The following is a 16,322-nucleotide window of genomic DNA, read 5'->3' as shown; positions in this document are numbered from 1 at the left end:
GCCACGCGCCGGGCAGGGCCGCGACGATCTACTGGACGTGGAGCTTAGGTGCCGCTCTTCGTCACGACCGGCACCCACGCGCCGTTCTTCACCTGATACAGCGTCGACGCGCCGCTCTTCAACGCACCGGTGCTGTCGAACGAGATCTTGCCGGTCACGCCGTCGTAGTCGATCGACTTGAGCGCCGGACGGTACACGTTCGGCGAGTCGGATCTGGCCTGCTGCATCGCCTTGATCGCGACCCACGCGCCGTCGTAGCCGAACGGCGCATAGGACAGCACGTCCGCGCCGAAGCGCTTCTTGAACTTCGCGTTGAAGTCCTTGCCACCCGGCAGTTGCGCGAGCGGGCGGCCGTATTCCCAGGCCATCGCGCCGTCGGACGCATCGCCCGCGAGCTTGATGAAGTCCTCGTCCATCACGCCGCCGCCGCCGACCAGCTGTGCGTTCAGGCCGAGCTGCTTCATGCGCCGCGCGAAGCCCGCCGCCTGGCTGTCGAGGCCGGCGAAGAACACGAGGTCCGCATTGGCGCCCTTGAACTTGGTGATCTGCGTGCTGAAGTCGACCGCGTGGTTGTCGGTGTAGTCGCGCGCGACGATGTTGCCGCCGTGCGCCTTCACGGCCTTCTCGAACTCGTCGGCTTCGCCCTGGCCGAACGCGGTGCGATCGTCGATGATCGCGATGCGCCTGGCCTTCGTCACCTCGACGGCATAGGCGCCCGCATTGCCGGCGTTCTGCGCGTCGGTCGAAATCACCATGAAGGTGTTCGCGAAGCCGCGGCCCGTGATGATCGGATTCGTCGCGGCGGGATCGAGCACCGGAATGCCAGCCTGCTCGTAGACCTGCGAGGCCGGGATCGTCGTGCCCGAGTTGAAGTGGCCGACGACCACCGCGACGCCCGAGTCGACCAGCTTCTGCGCGGCCTGCACGCCGACGCGCGGGTCGGCCTGGTCGTCCTGCGAGACGATCTCGAAGTGCGCGACCTTGTCGCCGATCTTGATCTTCTGCGCGTTGGCTTCGTCGATCGCGAGCCGCACACCGTTTTCCAGATCCTTGCCGTAGCCGGCATTGGCGCCCGTCAGCGGCGCGGCAAAACCGATCTTGACCGGCAGGTCGTCGGCGAAACTGGCAACAGGCGCGACGGCAAACATCGCACCCACGAGCATGGCCAGCGGTTTCAGCGTGTTGCGAAGACTCATGGTCTCTCCTTGCATCGACGGTTGTTATGAAAGCGGTACGACAGCAAAGCGGTACGACACGTGAGGCCGAGGCAAACCCTCGCGCATCGCAAGACTACGAAGGATCGCTCGCCGCTCACAATGCTGGAATACGCGCACTGGCGTTGAGCCTCGCAGCGTGTTCGCGACGTCAATCTGGGGCGAATATAGAAAGCCAAATTGCCGTCGTCTTGGCAATTCGTGGCGTTTTGGATGAGCATTTCGGCATAGGCCGCAACAGGTGCATGTGGTGCACATGGAGCGTGCGTCAGGCATGCAAGCTGGCTTGCCGTGCGAAGGTCCGCCTGGGCTGCGGATTACGGCATATGCTTAAGAAGCCGGCGCGAGCGCGCCGGCCGGTGTTGCGGTATTGCGTTGTCGGAGGAGATTCGAGCCTTTTGCCTAGCGCTCGCCTTGCTGGCGCAGCAGCTCTTCACGCAGACGCAAAAGCGGCGCCTTCGTGTCTTCGTCGGCCCACGTGTCGAGATCGTCGATCGCGCGCTGGCAGCCGTCGAGCACCACGTCGAGATCGACCGGCACACCGTTGTTCAGCGCGAATCCGATCGTCTCGGCGAACTGCTGGCAGTCGTCCTCGCCGTACGAGATGTCGAGATTGTCGGCGATGATTTCGGCGATGTTGCTGCGTGCCTTGTCGTCGGCCGTCACCATGTCGACGATGCCGCGCGCGACGGCGGCCGAGTAGTAGAGCGCGATATCGAGCCATTGCGCGGGATCGAAGTCGGGCTGGTCGAACTGGTTCTCGAAGAACTCGATCGCTTCCTGTTCGTGCGCTTCGTCCGCGTCGACGCTGATGCACAACTGCTCAAAAAATTCTTCCCGCTCGCTGCGGATATGACCGTCCATCGAATGCCTCGTCTGCTGAATGCCGGATGCTGAAAATGCCGTGGCGCGAGGGCGCAAGCCCTGGTCCACGCGGCACGCATTATAGGACGGCCGCCAGCAGGGTGCTGGCGAGGGCGCTCGGCAACGAGCGACGTGTCTAAGTTATCTAAGCCGTCTCCGCGACCCACGCATCGAACCACTCGCGCGGCTGGGCGATTTCGTTTTGCATCGCCACCAGTTCGAGTTCATAGCGTCCGGCCTGCCAGGTCGCCTTGACGACCGCGTTGACCGCGGCGAGCGTGTGCTCGAAGGCCGAGCGGATCGAATCGCCGAGCAGCGTGCGCGCGACGAAGACCGCGCTCGTCAGATCGCCGACGCCGACCGGCTGGCGCGCGAACGGATAGAGCGGACGCTGTCCCATCCACGCTTCGCGCTCGGTGACGACGAGCATGTTGAAGCGGTCGGCGGGGCTGTTGCGATCGAGCAGATGCTTGACGAGCACGAGCTTCGGCCCACGCGCGAGCAGCTCGCGGCACGCGGTGACGGCTTCCTCGAACGTCTCGATCTCGCGACCGACGAGGCGCTGCAATTCGATGTGATTCGGCGCGATCCCGTCGGCGACTTGCGGCATTTCTTTCACGAGGAATTCCTGGATGCCGGGCTCGACCTTGTAGCCGCCCGTGGCGCCCATTACCGGATCGCAAAAGTACCAGGCGCGGGGATTGGCCGCCTTCACGGCCTTGACGATGTCAATCACCGCCTGCGCCTGTTCCTTCGTGCCGAGATAGCCGGAGAGCACTGCGTCGCAGCGCGGCAGCATGCCGATCGCGCCGATGCTGTCGACGAGATCTTCCATCTGCGATGCGTCGATCGCGCTGCCGCTCCAATGCCCGTATTGCGTGTGATTCGAGAGCTGCACGGTGTTGAGCGGCCACACGTTGACGCCGAGCCGGCACATCGGAAACACGGCCGCGCTGTTGCCGGCGTGACCGAACACGACATGGGACTGGATGCTCAGAACGTTTTTCGTCATGGTAAGGCTCGCGCAACCGGTCATGCGCGATCAACAAAACACTGGAAGGGGAGGCTCGCGCGGGCGGGCCGATGGCCCGGGCGCCGTGCGGCAGACATGCCTGATACAGATGGTGCAGGAAAAGTGCACGAACTGCATAGCCGGCAAATCAGCAAACGATACAGGAGTTTGACAGCCGCGAGTTGATCCGTCCCCGTGCTGTTGCGCCGAACCATCAAACGCGCGTGAAGATTAACGAAACCTGACAGTTCAGCGTGCGGCCGGATGCTTCAGACGAGTTCGCGATACAAGGCCAGATAGCGGTCGGCCGACGCGCCCCAGCCGAAGTCCTGGCGCATCGCGCGCCGCTGCGTGGCCTTCCATTCGGTGCGGCGTCCGTACAGCGCGAACGCGCGGCGGATCGCCGAGGCGAGTCCCTTCGGATCGAAGCGTTCGAACACGAAGCCGGTGGCGAAATCGTCGGCGAGGTTTTCGAGCGATGCGTCGGCGACCGTATCCGCGAGACCGCCGATGCAGTGCACGAGCGGCAGCGACCCGTAGGCGAGCGCATAGAGCTGGGTGAGCCCGCACGGCTCGAAGCGCGACGGCACCGCGACCACGTCGCTGCCGGCGATGATCGTATGCGCGAGGGTTTCGTCGAAGCCGAGCTCGACCGCGACCGATTCCGGATGCGCCTGCGCGACCATCCTGAGGCCATTCTCGAGCGCCGGATCGCCGGTGCCGAACACGACCAGTTGCCCGCCGCGCTTGACGATCTCGGGCACCGCGCCGAGCAGCAGATCGAGGCCTTTCTGCTCGGTCAGCCGGCTCACCACGCCGAACAGCAGCGCGTCGCTTCTCTGCGCGAGGCCGAAGCGCTTTTGCAGCGCTTCCTTGCAGGCGAGCTTGCCCGCCAGTCTCGACGCGCTGTAGTGCGTCGAGAGCAGCGTATCGGTGGCGGGATTCCACACCGTGTAGTCGACGCCGTTCAGGATGCCGCTCAGATCGTGTGCACGATGGCGCAACAGTGCATCGAGCCCGCCGCCGTGCGCGAGCGTCTGGATTTCGCGCGCATAGGTCGGGCTGACGGTCGTGATGCGCTCGGCGTAGTAGAGCCCCGCCTTCAGGAACGACAGCTGACCATAAAACTCGACGCCGTGCATGTTGAAGAAATCGTGCGGCAGGCCGAGCAGGCCGAACTGATGCGCGGGAAAAATCCCCTGGTAGGCGAGGTTGTGGATCGTGAACACGCTGCGCGCGGGCGCGCGGCCGTGCTCGCGTTCGGCGGCCTTCAGGTAGGCGGGCGCGAGCCCCGCGTGCCAGTCGTGCGCGTGGACGATCTGCGGCGACCACGTCGGGTCCGTTTGCTGCGCGAGTTGCGCGGCGACCCAGCCGAGCAGCGCGAAGCGCTGCGCGTTGTCGCCGTACGGCACGTGTTCGTCGTTCAGATACGGGTTGCCGGGGCGATCGTACAGCGACGCGGCGCGGATCACGTAGACGGCCAGCCCGTTGGTGGGCAGCGTGCCGCGTTCGAGCGTCACGTTCGGCGCGCCGAAGCGGCTGCCCAGTTGCGCGACCGGCTGCAGATCGCGCAGGCCGGCGAGCACGGCCGGAAAGCCCGGCAGCAGCACGCGCACGTCGGCGCCGCGCTCGATCAGCGCGGACGGCAGCGCGCCCGCGACGTCGGCGAGACCGCCCGTTTTGAGGAGGGGATACAGCTCGCTTGCGACGTGCAGGGCGCGAATCGTCATAGGCCGGGTCTCTGTCGGGGTGGCAGGGTTGCTCGGGGTCGGCAAATAGTCAGCGGTGGTTCGGGCGAAGCCGGGTGAAACAAGGTGAAGCGAGGCGACGCCTGGCCGGCGGCGCGGGCAGGCGGCGGGCGCACTACTACGGATGCTCGCGCAACGCCTCCTGCGTGACCAGCACGACGCCTTCGTCGGTGCGATAGAAGCGCTCGGCGTCGCGCGCCGGGTCTTCGCCGATCACCGTGCCTTCCGGAATCGTGCAGCCACGGTCGATCACGACCTTCTGCAGGCGGCAACTCGCGCCGACCGTGACCTGCGGCAATAACACTGCCTCATTGATATTACAGAACGAACTCACTTTCACGTTCGACGACAGCACCGAGCGCGAAATCTGCGAGCCCGAGATCACGCAGCCGCCGCAGACGATCAGATTGGTTCCCGAGCCCTGCAGCCCCTTCATGTCGCGTACGAACTTCGCGGGCGGCAGCTGCTCCTGGTATGTCCAGATCGGCCATGACTCGTCGTACAGGTCGAGCGTCGGTATCGTCGATGCGAGATCGAGGTTCGCGGCCCAGTACGCGTCGATCGTGCCGACGTCGCGCCAGTACGGCTCGACGCTCGGGTCCGACGACACGCACGACATGCTGAACGGATGCGCGATCGCCACGCCCTGCGTGACGACGCGCGGCAGGATGTCCTTGCCGAAGTCGTGATCGGTATCGATCGCCGCGATGTTCTCTTCGAGCTGCGTGTACAGGTAGTCGGCGCTGAACACGTAGATGCCCATGCTCGCGAGCGCCGTGTCGGGGCGACCGGGTATCGCAGGCGGGTCGGCCGGTTTTTCGACGAAGCCGATCACGCGACGATTTTCGTCGACCGCCATCACGCCGAACGCGACCGCTTCCATGCGCGGCACCTCGATGCAGCCGACCGTGCAGTCGGCGCCGCTGTCCGCGTGATCGGCGATCATGCGCGTGTAGTCCATCTTGTAGATGTGGTCGCCCGCGAGCACGACTACGTACTTCGGGCGGATCGAGCGGATGATGTCGAGGTTCTGGAACACCGCGTCGGCGGTGCCGCGATACCAGTGCGCGCCTTCGACGCGCTGCTGCGCGGGCCACAGGTCGATGAACTCGCCCATCTCGCCGCGCAGGAAGCTCCAGCCGCGCTGCAGATGCCGCAGCAGCGAATGCGCCTTGTACTGCGTGACCACCGCGATGCGGCGGATGCCGGAATTCAGGCAATTGGACAGCGCGAAGTCGATGATCCGGTATTTTCCGCCGAAGTGCACCGCCGGCTTCACGCGCTTGTTCGTGAGCGGTCCGAGCCGGGTACCGCGTCCGCCGGCGAGGACGATCGCGAGGGTAGTGCGCTGTAAGTCGTTCAGCCGTGCCGGAGTATTCATATTTGTCTCCTGTCGATCGGAGTGGCCCTTCAGCACTCGCTCCGACCGCATGCAAGATGGTTGCTTGATTGATATACCCCCGGGATGATCTGGTCGCTTCCTCTGCGCTGATGATTCGGGCTGCCTGGCAGTCGTGCCGCATTGCCGTTCTTCGCTGCCTGTTTTCGCAGGTCCGTCAGTCAGTTCTAGCACCGATTGGACGCGAGCGAATAATGTTTATTGCGGGGGCCGCGTGGCGGACCATCCTCAAACGATCGCCTGTTAGGGCGCGTTTTTCGGTGCGGCGCAACACATTGGCCACGAGGTCGTGTCCGGACGATGCTTGAGCCCAGAAGGCGCAATATGCATGCCATCTCGCCGCGGCCGCGTGCCGTGCCTGCAGTGCGCGACTGGCGGCGGAGTTCGGCGGCGCATCGTAGAATCGTGCGCTTCCTGCCTCGTGCATCCCTATTGCGTTTTTTGCAGAGCATCCCGATGAATCTTCACCGCCCATTCCTGCTTGCCCTGTCGAGTGTCTGCGCCTGCGCCATGTTGTGCGCGGCGTCTGTCGCGGAGGCCGCCACGCCGGCGGGCGTGCCGGTCAGCGAGGCGAGCCCGGCCGTCGCGAGCGCCGCGGCCGCGTCTTCGCTCGACGATTCCGGGCCGGCCTACGGTCCGGAGCTGCAGGGCTTCAGCTACCCGGCGCCGGTCGAACGGTTCGAATTCACCTCGCAGGGCGTGCCTTTGCAGATGGCCTACATGGACGTGAAGCCCGCGCATGCGAACGGCCGCACCGTGGTGTTGCTGCACGGCAAGAATTTCTGTTCGGCGACGTGGGACGCGACGATTCGCCGGCTGAGCGATGCCGGCTATCGCGTGATCGCACCGGACCAGATCGGCTTTTGCAAATCGAGCAAGCCCGAGCATTACCAGTACAGCTTCCAGCAACTCGCGCGCAATACGCATGCGCTGCTCGATTCGCTCGGCGTCAGCGAGGTGACGGTGGTCGGCCATTCGACGGGCGGCATGCTCGCCGTCCGCTATGCGCTGATGTATCCGCGCGAAACGCAGCAACTGGTGCTCGTGAACCCGATCGGACTCGAGGACTGGAAGGCGAAGGGCGTGCCTTCGCTGTCGGTCGACCAGTGGTATCAGCGAGAGCTGAAGACCACCGCCGACGGCATCCGCCGCTACGAGCAGGCGACCTATTACGCGGGGCAATGGCGCGCGGACTACGAACCGTGGGTGCAGATGCTCGCGGGCATGTATCGTGGGCCGGGCAAGCAGATCGTCGCGTGGAATTCCGCGCTGCTCTACGACATGATTTACACGCAGCCGGTGGTGTACGAACTGGGGCAGTTGAGCATGCCGACGCTGTTGCTGATCGGACAGAAGGACACCACCGCGATCGGCAAGGACGCAGCGCCCGCTGCGGTGCGCGCAAAGATCGGTCATTATCCGGAACTGGGCAAGGCGGCCGCGAAGGCGATCCCGCATGCGACGCTGGTCGAATTCGCGGAACTGGGACACGCGCCGCAGATGCAGGACCAGCAGGCGTTTCACAAAGCGCTGCTGGACGGGTTGGCGGCGGTGCCGGGGAACCGGTGAGCATTCAAACGATTTGTTGTCTTCCCACCGAACTCCCAGGTTGTGCACGGCCAGGCTAAAAGGTCTAGGGGCTATTTTTTTCGGCTCTTCGCCGGATTTCCCGGGAGACCGCTCGCGGACGGGGTTTAGTCGGCCACGAGGCGAAAATCGCCAATGTGCAGAGAAGAATACCGTTTGCCCTCCGTTGGGCGAGAGCGCTCCGCGTGCGTTCGATTGCCAAAGACCGCATTAACAACCAATAATCAAGAAAACCGTTGCTGTCTCCGAAAGACAAGGTTGACGAAGGGAGTGCCAAGGTTGACAATCTGGAAGAACAAGGTTGTCAAAAGGTGGCATATGATCAGCAAGGTTCGAGAGAAGGGAGAGTTGGTGCGCCGGTTCATACTGGAGCACATCGAGAGTCATAACGGTGACATCGCTGCGCTGGCAGCGGAACAGTTTGGAATCACTCGACAAGCGGTGAACAAGCACCTCACAAGACTGCGCGACCAAGGAACAGTGACAAAGGACGGAACGGGGCGTGCGTCGAGTTACAAGCTCGTACAGCTATTTGAGCAAACCTTCTCCTATACGATTACTGAGTCACTAGCAGAGGATGTCGTCTGGCGGCAGGACATTAAAGACACTATCTCGCCACTGCCCGATAACGTAGTTAATATCTGGCATCACGGCTTTACTGAGATGTTCAACAACGCGATCGACCACTCCGGCGGCACGACGATTGCCGTCAAAATTACAAAGACTGCGATTTCTACGGAGGTCGTAATTTCTGATGACGGCGTCGGAATCTTCAAAAAGATTCAAACTGAATTCGGTCTGCTCGACGAACGTCATGCGATTTTCGAGCTTGCGAAAGGAAAGTTGACCACCGATCCTCGCAACCACTCCGGTGAGGGTATCTTCTTCACTTCTCGGATGTACGATAAATTTGAAATCCTTTCGGGTGGCTTGTATTTCAATCACGAGAGAGGCAAACCGGAGGACTGGCTACTCGAACGCTCTAAGGCACACTCTGGTACTGCTGTCTTTATGGAACTGAACAATCACACGGCAAGGACCACAAGGAAGGTCTTCGATGAGTTTACGGAGAGCGACGACTACACTTTCGACAAAACGATTGTGCCCGTTAACTTGGCTAGATATGGCGGCGACGAACTTGTGTCCAGATCACAGGCAAAAAGATTGTTGGCACGAGTCGAGCTTTTCAAGCACGTAATTTTCGACTTCAAGGATGTCGACTCTATCGGGCAAGCATTCGCCGATCAGATTTTCCGCGTTTTTGCCAAAGAACATCCGGAAATCGAGCTTGTACCGTTGAACACTAACGCCGAAGTGGCAAAAATGGTCAAGCGCGCGCAGGCGGCAAAGGACGGGGAGTGACGCTCACAAGAGGACTGCGCGCCCGCTGTAATAGATCCGGCGCCTCTGTTTCATTTGCAACACTCCCGCCGCTCATGCGACGTTCATTGTGTTGCATCGACCGGTTGAATCCGCCCTCGCGAATAGACATGTGCGCGCCGATCCTGTCCGTCGCATCGTTGGCCAACCACTCTGACGTTCACATCTTTTTGTCTCGCGAGACTTTTGCAATCTAGCTGTGGTCGCTGACGAAGCCGAATTGCATCATTCACTATGCGTATAGAGCCTGTTCTCGCGGCTCTTCAAGACTTCTGCCAGAAACCAGTACGCCTCGCCCCAAGCGTTCAGGACGCGCTCCTCCGCGGCGTCGCCGAGCACATCCTTGATGGCGGGAAGCAACGCGTTAGCGACCGCAGGATAGTGCTCAGGCTTAACACGCATCGCTACGTGGCGTGCGGCGATGTGCTCTATCGCCGCTGTCAAAATGTCGAGGTTGTCCGCGTTACTCGCAAACGCGAGTAACGCGGCAGCCAGTCGCTTCGGTTGCTCCCCCGACCTTTGGGCCGCCTCATCGAAAAGCTCTCTCATTTCCGGATCGACGAAAAGTCGCTCGTACATCCGGGTCGTGATCGCCACGCCATACTGTTGTATGACGGGAGCAGTAGATTTAACGATGGCAATCGTTTCTGGCGAAAGAGGAGCGCTCATGCTTTTCTCCGAAAGGAAGCTAATGAAAGAGCGAGAGCAGCCAAGTCTGGCTGGCTCGCCTGTGTCTGACGAATGTACTTACCCGGGCAAGGTGCCTCTGGCCGCCAAAAATCTGCCGAAGCGTGTCAATAGAGTGGTAGAGGTTCCTATTGCGAAGTCAAGCCTCGTTTGCGACACCGTAGAGATGCTTGGTGCGGTGGCCACCACGCCGTTGTCGACAGCCCTCTGTTCGACTGCCGCATAGCCCGCTGCCCCCCCTGAACTCCTACCAAAACTACGAATTGCGGGTAAACGGCCAGGCAAGATAACCGCGGCATGAATCGCACAAGAGAGCGCGCCAATGCGCTCCGGAATCGAGCGCACAAGTCAGGCGCGGCATGAGCACCACTTCGACGATTGCTAAGTGCGGGCCTCGTTACATTTCCGGTGATCGCAACGAGAATCTGCCTTGGGCAATCGCTGGTGACCTGCGGGCAGTGCTCGGTAGGGTCAATTCGCGGCCCTCGATAGCCGACATTGCAGATTGCCCGCAACCGAGATGGCGTGAATGGCGGCTGTACCTTGAACGCGGCCGCTTACCCTGCGGAAGACCGAACGACGGCATCGGGTCGAACTGGGACGTTCAAAGTTGCTTTGCCCCTTCACGTGGGCGATAGTTCAGAGGGTGGAATGACAAACCCAAGGCCCGCCAGATATAGCCGCTCACTCAAGCTGTAGCAATTCTGTAGCAAACCAAAATTCACCCCGCGGTACCGCGCCCATAGCCCCGCGCGGCAACAATCGACCGATATCCGAACGTTGCGATATGACAGCGCCTCTTCATCCAAAAAAACCGTCTTATTTTCGCTCGAAATCTGTCACCATTTCATGCGACACCGACCGTGAGCGTAGCGTTGGTCCTGCATTGCGGAAGTGTGTCCTAACGGGAGAGTCCTGATGAGCAAGAAGTCCGAAACGAGCGGTAAGAGCGGCACGAATGAGTCGACCGCTGCGACGCTGGCCGCGCTGGCGAATTACATCAGTGAGTTCGTCGTCAATGGGACGCTCGACACCAGATGCGCCGCGAAACTAGTTAAGCGCCTGAGAAAGGAAGCCGAAACCATTTTGGAAAATGGAAGCGCGACAAAGCTGGCACAAAAGGATCTGAAGAAAGCGTTCGACACGGTTGACGCTGCAGTCCAAGACCACGATGCGAAACTGCTGGTCACAGCTAACGCAGCACTACGTACAGCAGACGAGGGGAAAAAGGCGGAAAAGTCGCACTGAAGACTCGCACGCCTTGACGCTGTAGTAGCTGCGTCCTTCAGATAATGTCTTCAACGGCGAGATACGCCGCAGAATCACCTGTAGAACGGTCAGTACCGGCCAGGAAGCGCCGGTCGCCTGTATCGCCAGGCAGACTTTCGGGTGAGCATTTTGCACCAGCAAGCGGCCGTTCGCGCGCCGACCTCGTCCACGCAACCGCGGGCATCCGCAGTCCGCGCGGCCGCCTCGTCCTCTCACGTGCACTGACATGGACCCGACCGGCCCGCTCAGTGATGGTCGAAGATCGCGAGTTGACCGCTCTTGTACATCTGCCGGACCTTCGTACGAAACGACGCCTTCGGCGACTTCTGGCACTCGGCAACAAGCGCGTCGATTGGTGTCGCAGTATCCTCCACCATCGTGTCAGTTTCCGTTACGCCGAGCTTGTCCACTCCCGCCACGTAGTAGACGACAGCGGGTCGGTAAGCTTCATCTACCGCCACGAAGTCCTCGCATTTCATTTTCAGCGGATTCATTTTTGTCGGGGCTTGCGCCCATGCCGGCATCACGATAACGGCTCCCAGAAGACAGGTGGCAGTCACAAAGCGCTTCATGTAACACTCCCAGACTCATGCGGGGGACGGCAAAAAAGGCCACCCGCTATTGATGACCCTCGGAAAGAACAAGGGAACTGACCGATTCGGCGATTCCGCAAGGTCTGCGTGCAGCGTGCGGAATTTCCTTCAAGCAGTATCGGCGCCGTCGGGAGTGAAGGCAATTGGACTTTGGTATATATCGCGCCAACTTGACTCAGAACCTGGGCGGCGTCGGTTCGGCGTGGCCTCCCCCGAAATTGCCCGCCTCTTGTAACGAACGCGAAGAGCGATAACGCCGCCCACGTCCCAGCAGTCGGAGTCAGACGCGCGCCAAATGTTTCTTTTCCCTGGCCTTGGCAGTTTGGTCTACTTCTTTGTCATTTACTTGCCCACTCTGCGGCAGTCGCGTGGTGCGAGGGCGGCAACGAGGGCCCTCTCGCAGCTTGTCGATCCCAACCGAGCGGTGCGCGAGGCGCGCACGGAATTCGATCGCGCGCCGACCGTCGCGCATCGCATGCGGCTGGGTGCCGCGCTGCTCGATGCCGGAAATGCCGCCGAAGCCCTGGAGCATTACCGATCGGCGGCCAATGGGCCGTTCTCATCCAATCCGGCTGTACTCCAAGGGCTGGCGCGCGCGCAGTTTGCCAACGGCAATGCTTCGGCCACGCAGACACGCTGGAAAAACCGTTCGCCGTTCATCCCCTCGCCCGCCAGCAACCCGAGCCTGCCTTGCTGTATGCACGGCTTTGGCCACGATTTGAGCACCGGGCACGCGCGCCGCGGTCGAGACGGCGCTCACCAGCGCAAGCGACGCTGCACCCCGTTGCGTGTACGCCGATTGGCTAACGGCGCAGTCCGACGATGCCGACCGCCAGCGTGCGCGCGAACTTTTCGTGCACGATGCCAAGCATTGGCCACGCCACGCCCGTGATCATAATAGCGAGTGGCTGCAACGGGCCCAGGCCGCCCTAAGCCGATAATCCACGGGCGCTCGCGGCAGAGCGGCAGACTTTGAAAGGCGCCAGGCGTCAACGAATGGCAGCTGGACTTTTAGAACGGGACGTTGGGGGCACGAAGACCCGAAGGTCTGCAAGGGGTCGGCATGAGCCAAAACGCATCGGGCAGCACGCGGCCATCAAGCGTCATTCGCCCCTCCCGTCAGACAGACGTTCAGACGTCGGCTCCGCATTGCAAACGGTCCCTGGCCTTTGGGACACGAGCGCCGGTATCGTCCATCGTCATAGGCTGTCCACAGCACGTGTCACAGGCGACTGGCAGAACCCAGTCGCGTCGTGGCGCAGTTTCGCGTTGATTTCGTAAAAGCATCCGGAGATGCCGGTCCGCGCCAGGCGGCCACAAGCGCACAGAATAAAAGCGCGAAGAAGGCGCAAAAAGCAGAGGTATCGGCATGCATCCGCCACTCCAGCGGCTATTCTTCAGACGCTACGACTAACGCGGTTCAGGCCGGCTCTGCGGGTCGTCGTCGGCCATTCCGCGCCCCACGCGGAAAGGGGGGTGTATGTCACGTCCAGAACTACCTCGGCCCGCGCGACGCGCACTGCATCGTCGGCAGTCAGCCGGACGCCGGTGGCTCGTCATCGGCAGCGCGCTCACCGGACTGTCCTTTGCCCATGCGACGCTCGCGGCGGGCAAACTTCCACAAGGCGGCACTTACGTGGCCGGCGCCGGTGCGATAGCAAGCCATGGAGACGGCCTCGTGGTCACGCAACCGGGTTCGACGCGCGGCGTGATCGAGTGGAACAGTTTTTCGATCGGCAGGAACAACAGCGTGACGTTCGACAACGGCTCGGGCGCGACGCTGAACCGCGTGACGGGCGGCTCGCCGTCCGCCATCTTCGGCAGGCTCAGTGCGACGGGCAGCCTGTATGTGATCAATCCGCAAGGCATCGTCGTGGGGCCATCGGGCGTGATCAGCACCGGTGGCCGATTCGTCGCGTCAACGCTCGATGTCTGCAACGACGCGTTCATGCAGGGCGGTGGTTCCCTCACGTTGTCGGGCGACCCGAACGCAAGCGTGATCAACCTCGGCAAGATCAGTTCGAGCAGCGGCGATGTGTTCCTGATCGCGCGCGGCGCCGTCATCAACGCGGGCACTATCGCAGCGCCCAACGGCACGGCCGAACTGGCTGCAGGCAAACAGGTGTTGTTACAGGACTCGGGCAGCAGCAGACAGGTGTTCGTGCAGATGGGCAGTCAGGGCACCGTGGTCAATAGAGGGCACATAAAGGCCGCGCAGGTCAGCCTGCAGGCCGCCGACGGCAATGTCTATGCGCTCGCTGGCGGCGGCACGCGCATCCGCGCGACGGGTACCGCGAATCGTGATGGCCACGTGTGGCTCGTCGCCGATGGCGGCCGTGTCAGTCAACTCGGCAAGATCTCCGCGAGCAACGCGGATGGCAGCGGCGGAACGGTCGACACGCAAGCGGCACAACTGGCCTTTGGCAGGCATGCCGCCGTTCACGCGGGCAGATGGAGCCTTTTGACGCCGGCTTTCACGATCGATGATGCCGCCGCGCGCGCGTTGCAGCGCAGCCTGAACGCGGGCACGTCGATCGATGTCACGACCACAGGCGCGAACGGCGCAACGGGCGACCTGGGCATTGCTTCGAGCCTGAACTGGAGCGGTCCGGCTTCGCTCACGCTTGCCGCGTACCACAACGTCTCCGTGACGACGGGCACGACGATAGCGAACAATGGTGCGGGCAATCTGGCCTTGCGCTCCGACGCTTCGGGCATCGATAACGGCGGCAGCGTCATCAACAATGGCACCATCGACTGGTCGAAGAGTGCGGGCATCGTCAGCACGCTCTACGATATGAACGGCAGTTACAGCCCCGGCACGCTTGTCGGCAATGCGGCCTGGAGCGCGCCGCTTTATAGCGGCCTTGTGACGCAGATCACCGGCTATCAACTCGTCAATTCGGTCACGGACCTGCAGAGCATCGCGAACAATCTTGCCGGCAACTACGCACTCGGCAAGGACATCGATGGGAGCAATGTCGCGTTCACAACACTCGGTCCCTCATCGATTCCGGCGTTCAGTTTCACGGGCCAGTTCGACGGTATGTGGCATACGATTTCCAACGTCTTGCCGAGCGATTTCGCGATTTTTGGTGAGATTGGCGCAACCGGTGTCGTGCGCGACGTGAACGTCAAGTCGAACGTCAGCACAACGGCTAACAATCTTTCCTACGCCGGGATACTTGCCGTTTACAACTACGGAATGATCGCCAACGTCTTTACATCCGGGGCCATTGTTTCAGAGACCGGCGGTTCAACCGACTGGTTCGCCGGACTTGTCTTTGAGAACGACGGGCTGATCGCGCGCTCGGGCAGCAGCGCAACCGTCCGGGCTGGTGTTGCCGGCGGGCTGGTCATCAATAACGGAGGCACGATCACTGAGTCATACACAACCGGATCAGTCACCGCAGATAACGTTTTCGGGTACGCAGGAGGACTCGCGGTGACCAACGCCGACCACGGAACGATCACACAGTCCTTCGCGACGGGTCCCGTGAGTTCGGCCTCGATCTTCGTCGGCGGCATCTGCGGCTACCCCGGCTGCGTTGGCATTGGGAGCGACGTCTACTGGAACGTACAGACAACGGGACAGTCGTCGGGCGGCGGCAACCTGCCAGCATCGAACGGGCTCACTACCGCCCAGATGAGCGCCCCGGCGAGTTTTGTCGGCTGGGACTTCGGTCCGAGTGGCGCCTGGACGATGCCGCCCGGGGCCACGCACCCCGTCCTGACCTGGCAAGTCACCGGGCAGTGAGCGATACCACTGCACCGACGCTTGCATGAGCGTCGGACGCGTCTCGCGACGCGGCAGACGAGTTTTTCGCGAGTTTCGCCTTGCCGTGGTCGTTCTTCCTTCCGGATGACATGCACCGATTCACGCAGAGCGTACGACCGAAAGCCGTCTTGCTACCCGTACGCATGGCCGGGAATCGCGAACGTTCGTTGGCGAAGCAGATCCGGCCAACTATCCGCCTGACACCGATCAATTGGACGACCGAGGTACTCCGCAAACCGCCATTCGGTCGGCGAAAGCGCGAGCGGCCGAGATGGGTCTGGAAGCACCTTTCCCGGGAGATCCGCGAGCAACCATTTTACTGCCTCTGGCACACCTGTATTCCGCTCAAAGCCTTACGAGATAGGGATTTGGGGGACATCGGCGAAAAGTCTATTGTGATGACCGTTATGCGCAACCTGTTTTTTATGAGCTGGGCCAGCTCAGCATGCCGACGCTGCTGCTGATCGGCCAGAAGGATACGACGGCGATCGGCAAGGACGCCTCGCCGCCCGAGGTGCGCGCGAAGATTGGCCGTTACCCGGAACTCGGCAAAGAGGCTGCGAAAGCGATTCCGCACGCGACCTTGATTGAATTCCCGGAACTCGGGCATGCGCCGCAGATGCAGGATCCGCAGGCGTTTCATAAGGCGCTGTTGGACTGGTTGGCAGCGGCGCCGGGAAACCGTTGATCGATCACGTGGGCTTCTGTCCCGCCGTCATATTCCAGCGTCGCTCTCGGTTAAGCGAAGCTGCCTGGGGCTATTTTGCGGTCCATCGCGGTGTTCCGGAGAG

The 16,322-nt window shown here is 61.9% G+C and carries 11 protein-coding genes and 2 pseudogenes; 6 read left to right on the top strand and 7 right to left on the bottom strand.

Annotated features, from left to right (window positions below):
- Nucleotides 1–44: 44 nt before the first annotated feature.
- From HDG32_RS19835 to glgC, 5 genes are all read right to left on the bottom strand, one after another.
- The gene (locus tag HDG32_RS19835; RefSeq protein WP_184070029.1) at nucleotides 45–1,196 is read right to left on the bottom strand and encodes a branched-chain amino acid ABC transporter substrate-binding protein; all 1,152 of its coding nucleotides are present in this window, start codon (nucleotides 1,194–1,196) and stop codon (nucleotides 45–47) included.
- Nucleotides 1,197–1,616: 420 nt separating this feature from the next.
- Nucleotides 1,617–2,078 (bottom strand): hypothetical protein, encoded by a 462-nt coding sequence (locus tag HDG32_RS19830; protein WP_184070027.1) that lies wholly within the window; start codon nucleotides 2,076–2,078, stop codon nucleotides 1,617–1,619.
- 145 nt (nucleotides 2,079–2,223) lie between these two features.
- The gene (pdxY, locus tag HDG32_RS19825; protein ID WP_184070025.1) at nucleotides 2,224–3,090 is read right to left on the bottom strand and encodes a pyridoxal kinase PdxY; all 867 of its coding nucleotides are present in this window, start codon (nucleotides 3,088–3,090) and stop codon (nucleotides 2,224–2,226) included.
- Nucleotides 3,091–3,359: 269 nt separating this feature from the next.
- The gene (gene glgA, locus HDG32_RS19820; protein ID WP_184070023.1) at nucleotides 3,360–4,820 is read right to left on the bottom strand and encodes a glycogen synthase GlgA; all 1,461 of its coding nucleotides are present in this window, start codon (nucleotides 4,818–4,820) and stop codon (nucleotides 3,360–3,362) included.
- Nucleotides 4,821–4,956: 136 nt separating this feature from the next.
- Complete coding sequence (gene glgC / locus HDG32_RS19815; RefSeq protein WP_184070021.1) at nucleotides 4,957–6,219, bottom strand: glucose-1-phosphate adenylyltransferase; 1,263 nt, start codon at nucleotides 6,217–6,219, stop codon at nucleotides 4,957–4,959.
- 474 nt (nucleotides 6,220–6,693) lie between these two features.
- Here glgC and HDG32_RS19810 point away from each other — a divergent pair, with 474 nt between their 5' ends.
- Complete coding sequence (locus HDG32_RS19810; protein ID WP_184070019.1) at nucleotides 6,694–7,806, top strand: alpha/beta fold hydrolase; 1,113 nt, start codon at nucleotides 6,694–6,696, stop codon at nucleotides 7,804–7,806.
- 336 nt (nucleotides 7,807–8,142) lie between these two features.
- Nucleotides 8,143–9,186 carry an STAS-like domain-containing protein gene (locus HDG32_RS19805; protein ID WP_221307809.1) on the top strand — a complete coding sequence of 348 codons (1,044 nt, stop codon included), beginning with the start codon at nucleotides 8,143–8,145 and terminating at the stop codon, nucleotides 9,184–9,186.
- Nucleotides 9,187–9,429: 243 nt separating this feature from the next.
- On the opposite strand, the gene HDG32_RS19800 is transcribed toward HDG32_RS19805, so the two are convergent.
- On the bottom strand, nucleotides 9,430–9,873 hold the full coding sequence (locus tag HDG32_RS19800) for a globin domain-containing protein (protein WP_184070017.1): 444 nt from the start codon (nucleotides 9,871–9,873) through the stop codon (nucleotides 9,430–9,432).
- 936 nt (nucleotides 9,874–10,809) lie between these two features.
- Between HDG32_RS19800 and HDG32_RS19795 the strand changes: the two genes are divergently transcribed.
- On the top strand, nucleotides 10,810–11,139 hold the full coding sequence (locus HDG32_RS19795; RefSeq protein WP_184070015.1) for a hypothetical protein: 330 nt from the start codon (nucleotides 10,810–10,812) through the stop codon (nucleotides 11,137–11,139).
- Between the two features lie 266 nt (nucleotides 11,140–11,405).
- Here HDG32_RS19795 and HDG32_RS19790 read toward each other — a convergent pair whose 3' ends face one another.
- Nucleotides 11,406–11,732: an HdeA/HdeB family chaperone gene (locus HDG32_RS19790; RefSeq protein ID WP_184070013.1), complete on the bottom strand. Its 327-nt coding sequence runs from the start codon at nucleotides 11,730–11,732 to the stop codon at nucleotides 11,406–11,408.
- A gap of 316 nt (nucleotides 11,733–12,048) precedes the next feature.
- On the opposite strand from HDG32_RS19790, the pseudogene HDG32_RS36495 reads away from it, so the two are divergent.
- The 3 genes and pseudogenes from HDG32_RS36495 to HDG32_RS19775 form a co-directional block, all read left to right on the top strand.
- Nucleotides 12,049–12,694, top strand: a pseudogene (locus HDG32_RS36495) (hypothetical protein).
- A gap of 539 nt (nucleotides 12,695–13,233) precedes the next feature.
- Complete coding sequence (locus tag HDG32_RS19780; RefSeq protein WP_184070009.1) at nucleotides 13,234–15,510, top strand: filamentous hemagglutinin N-terminal domain-containing protein; 2,277 nt, start codon at nucleotides 13,234–13,236, stop codon at nucleotides 15,508–15,510.
- 427 nt (nucleotides 15,511–15,937) lie between these two features.
- A pseudogene (locus tag HDG32_RS19775) lies at nucleotides 15,938–16,219 on the top strand (alpha/beta fold hydrolase); the annotation flags it as partial.
- Between the last annotated feature and the right edge of the window lie 103 nt (nucleotides 16,220–16,322).

The sequence above is a fragment of the Paraburkholderia sp. CI2 genome (assembly GCF_014201055.1).
GTDB classification, from domain to species: Bacteria; Pseudomonadota; Gammaproteobacteria; order Burkholderiales; family Burkholderiaceae; genus Paraburkholderia; species Paraburkholderia tuberum.
The sequence above is the reverse complement of the archived record's forward strand: the minus strand, read 5'-3'. Positions and strand labels throughout refer to the sequence as shown.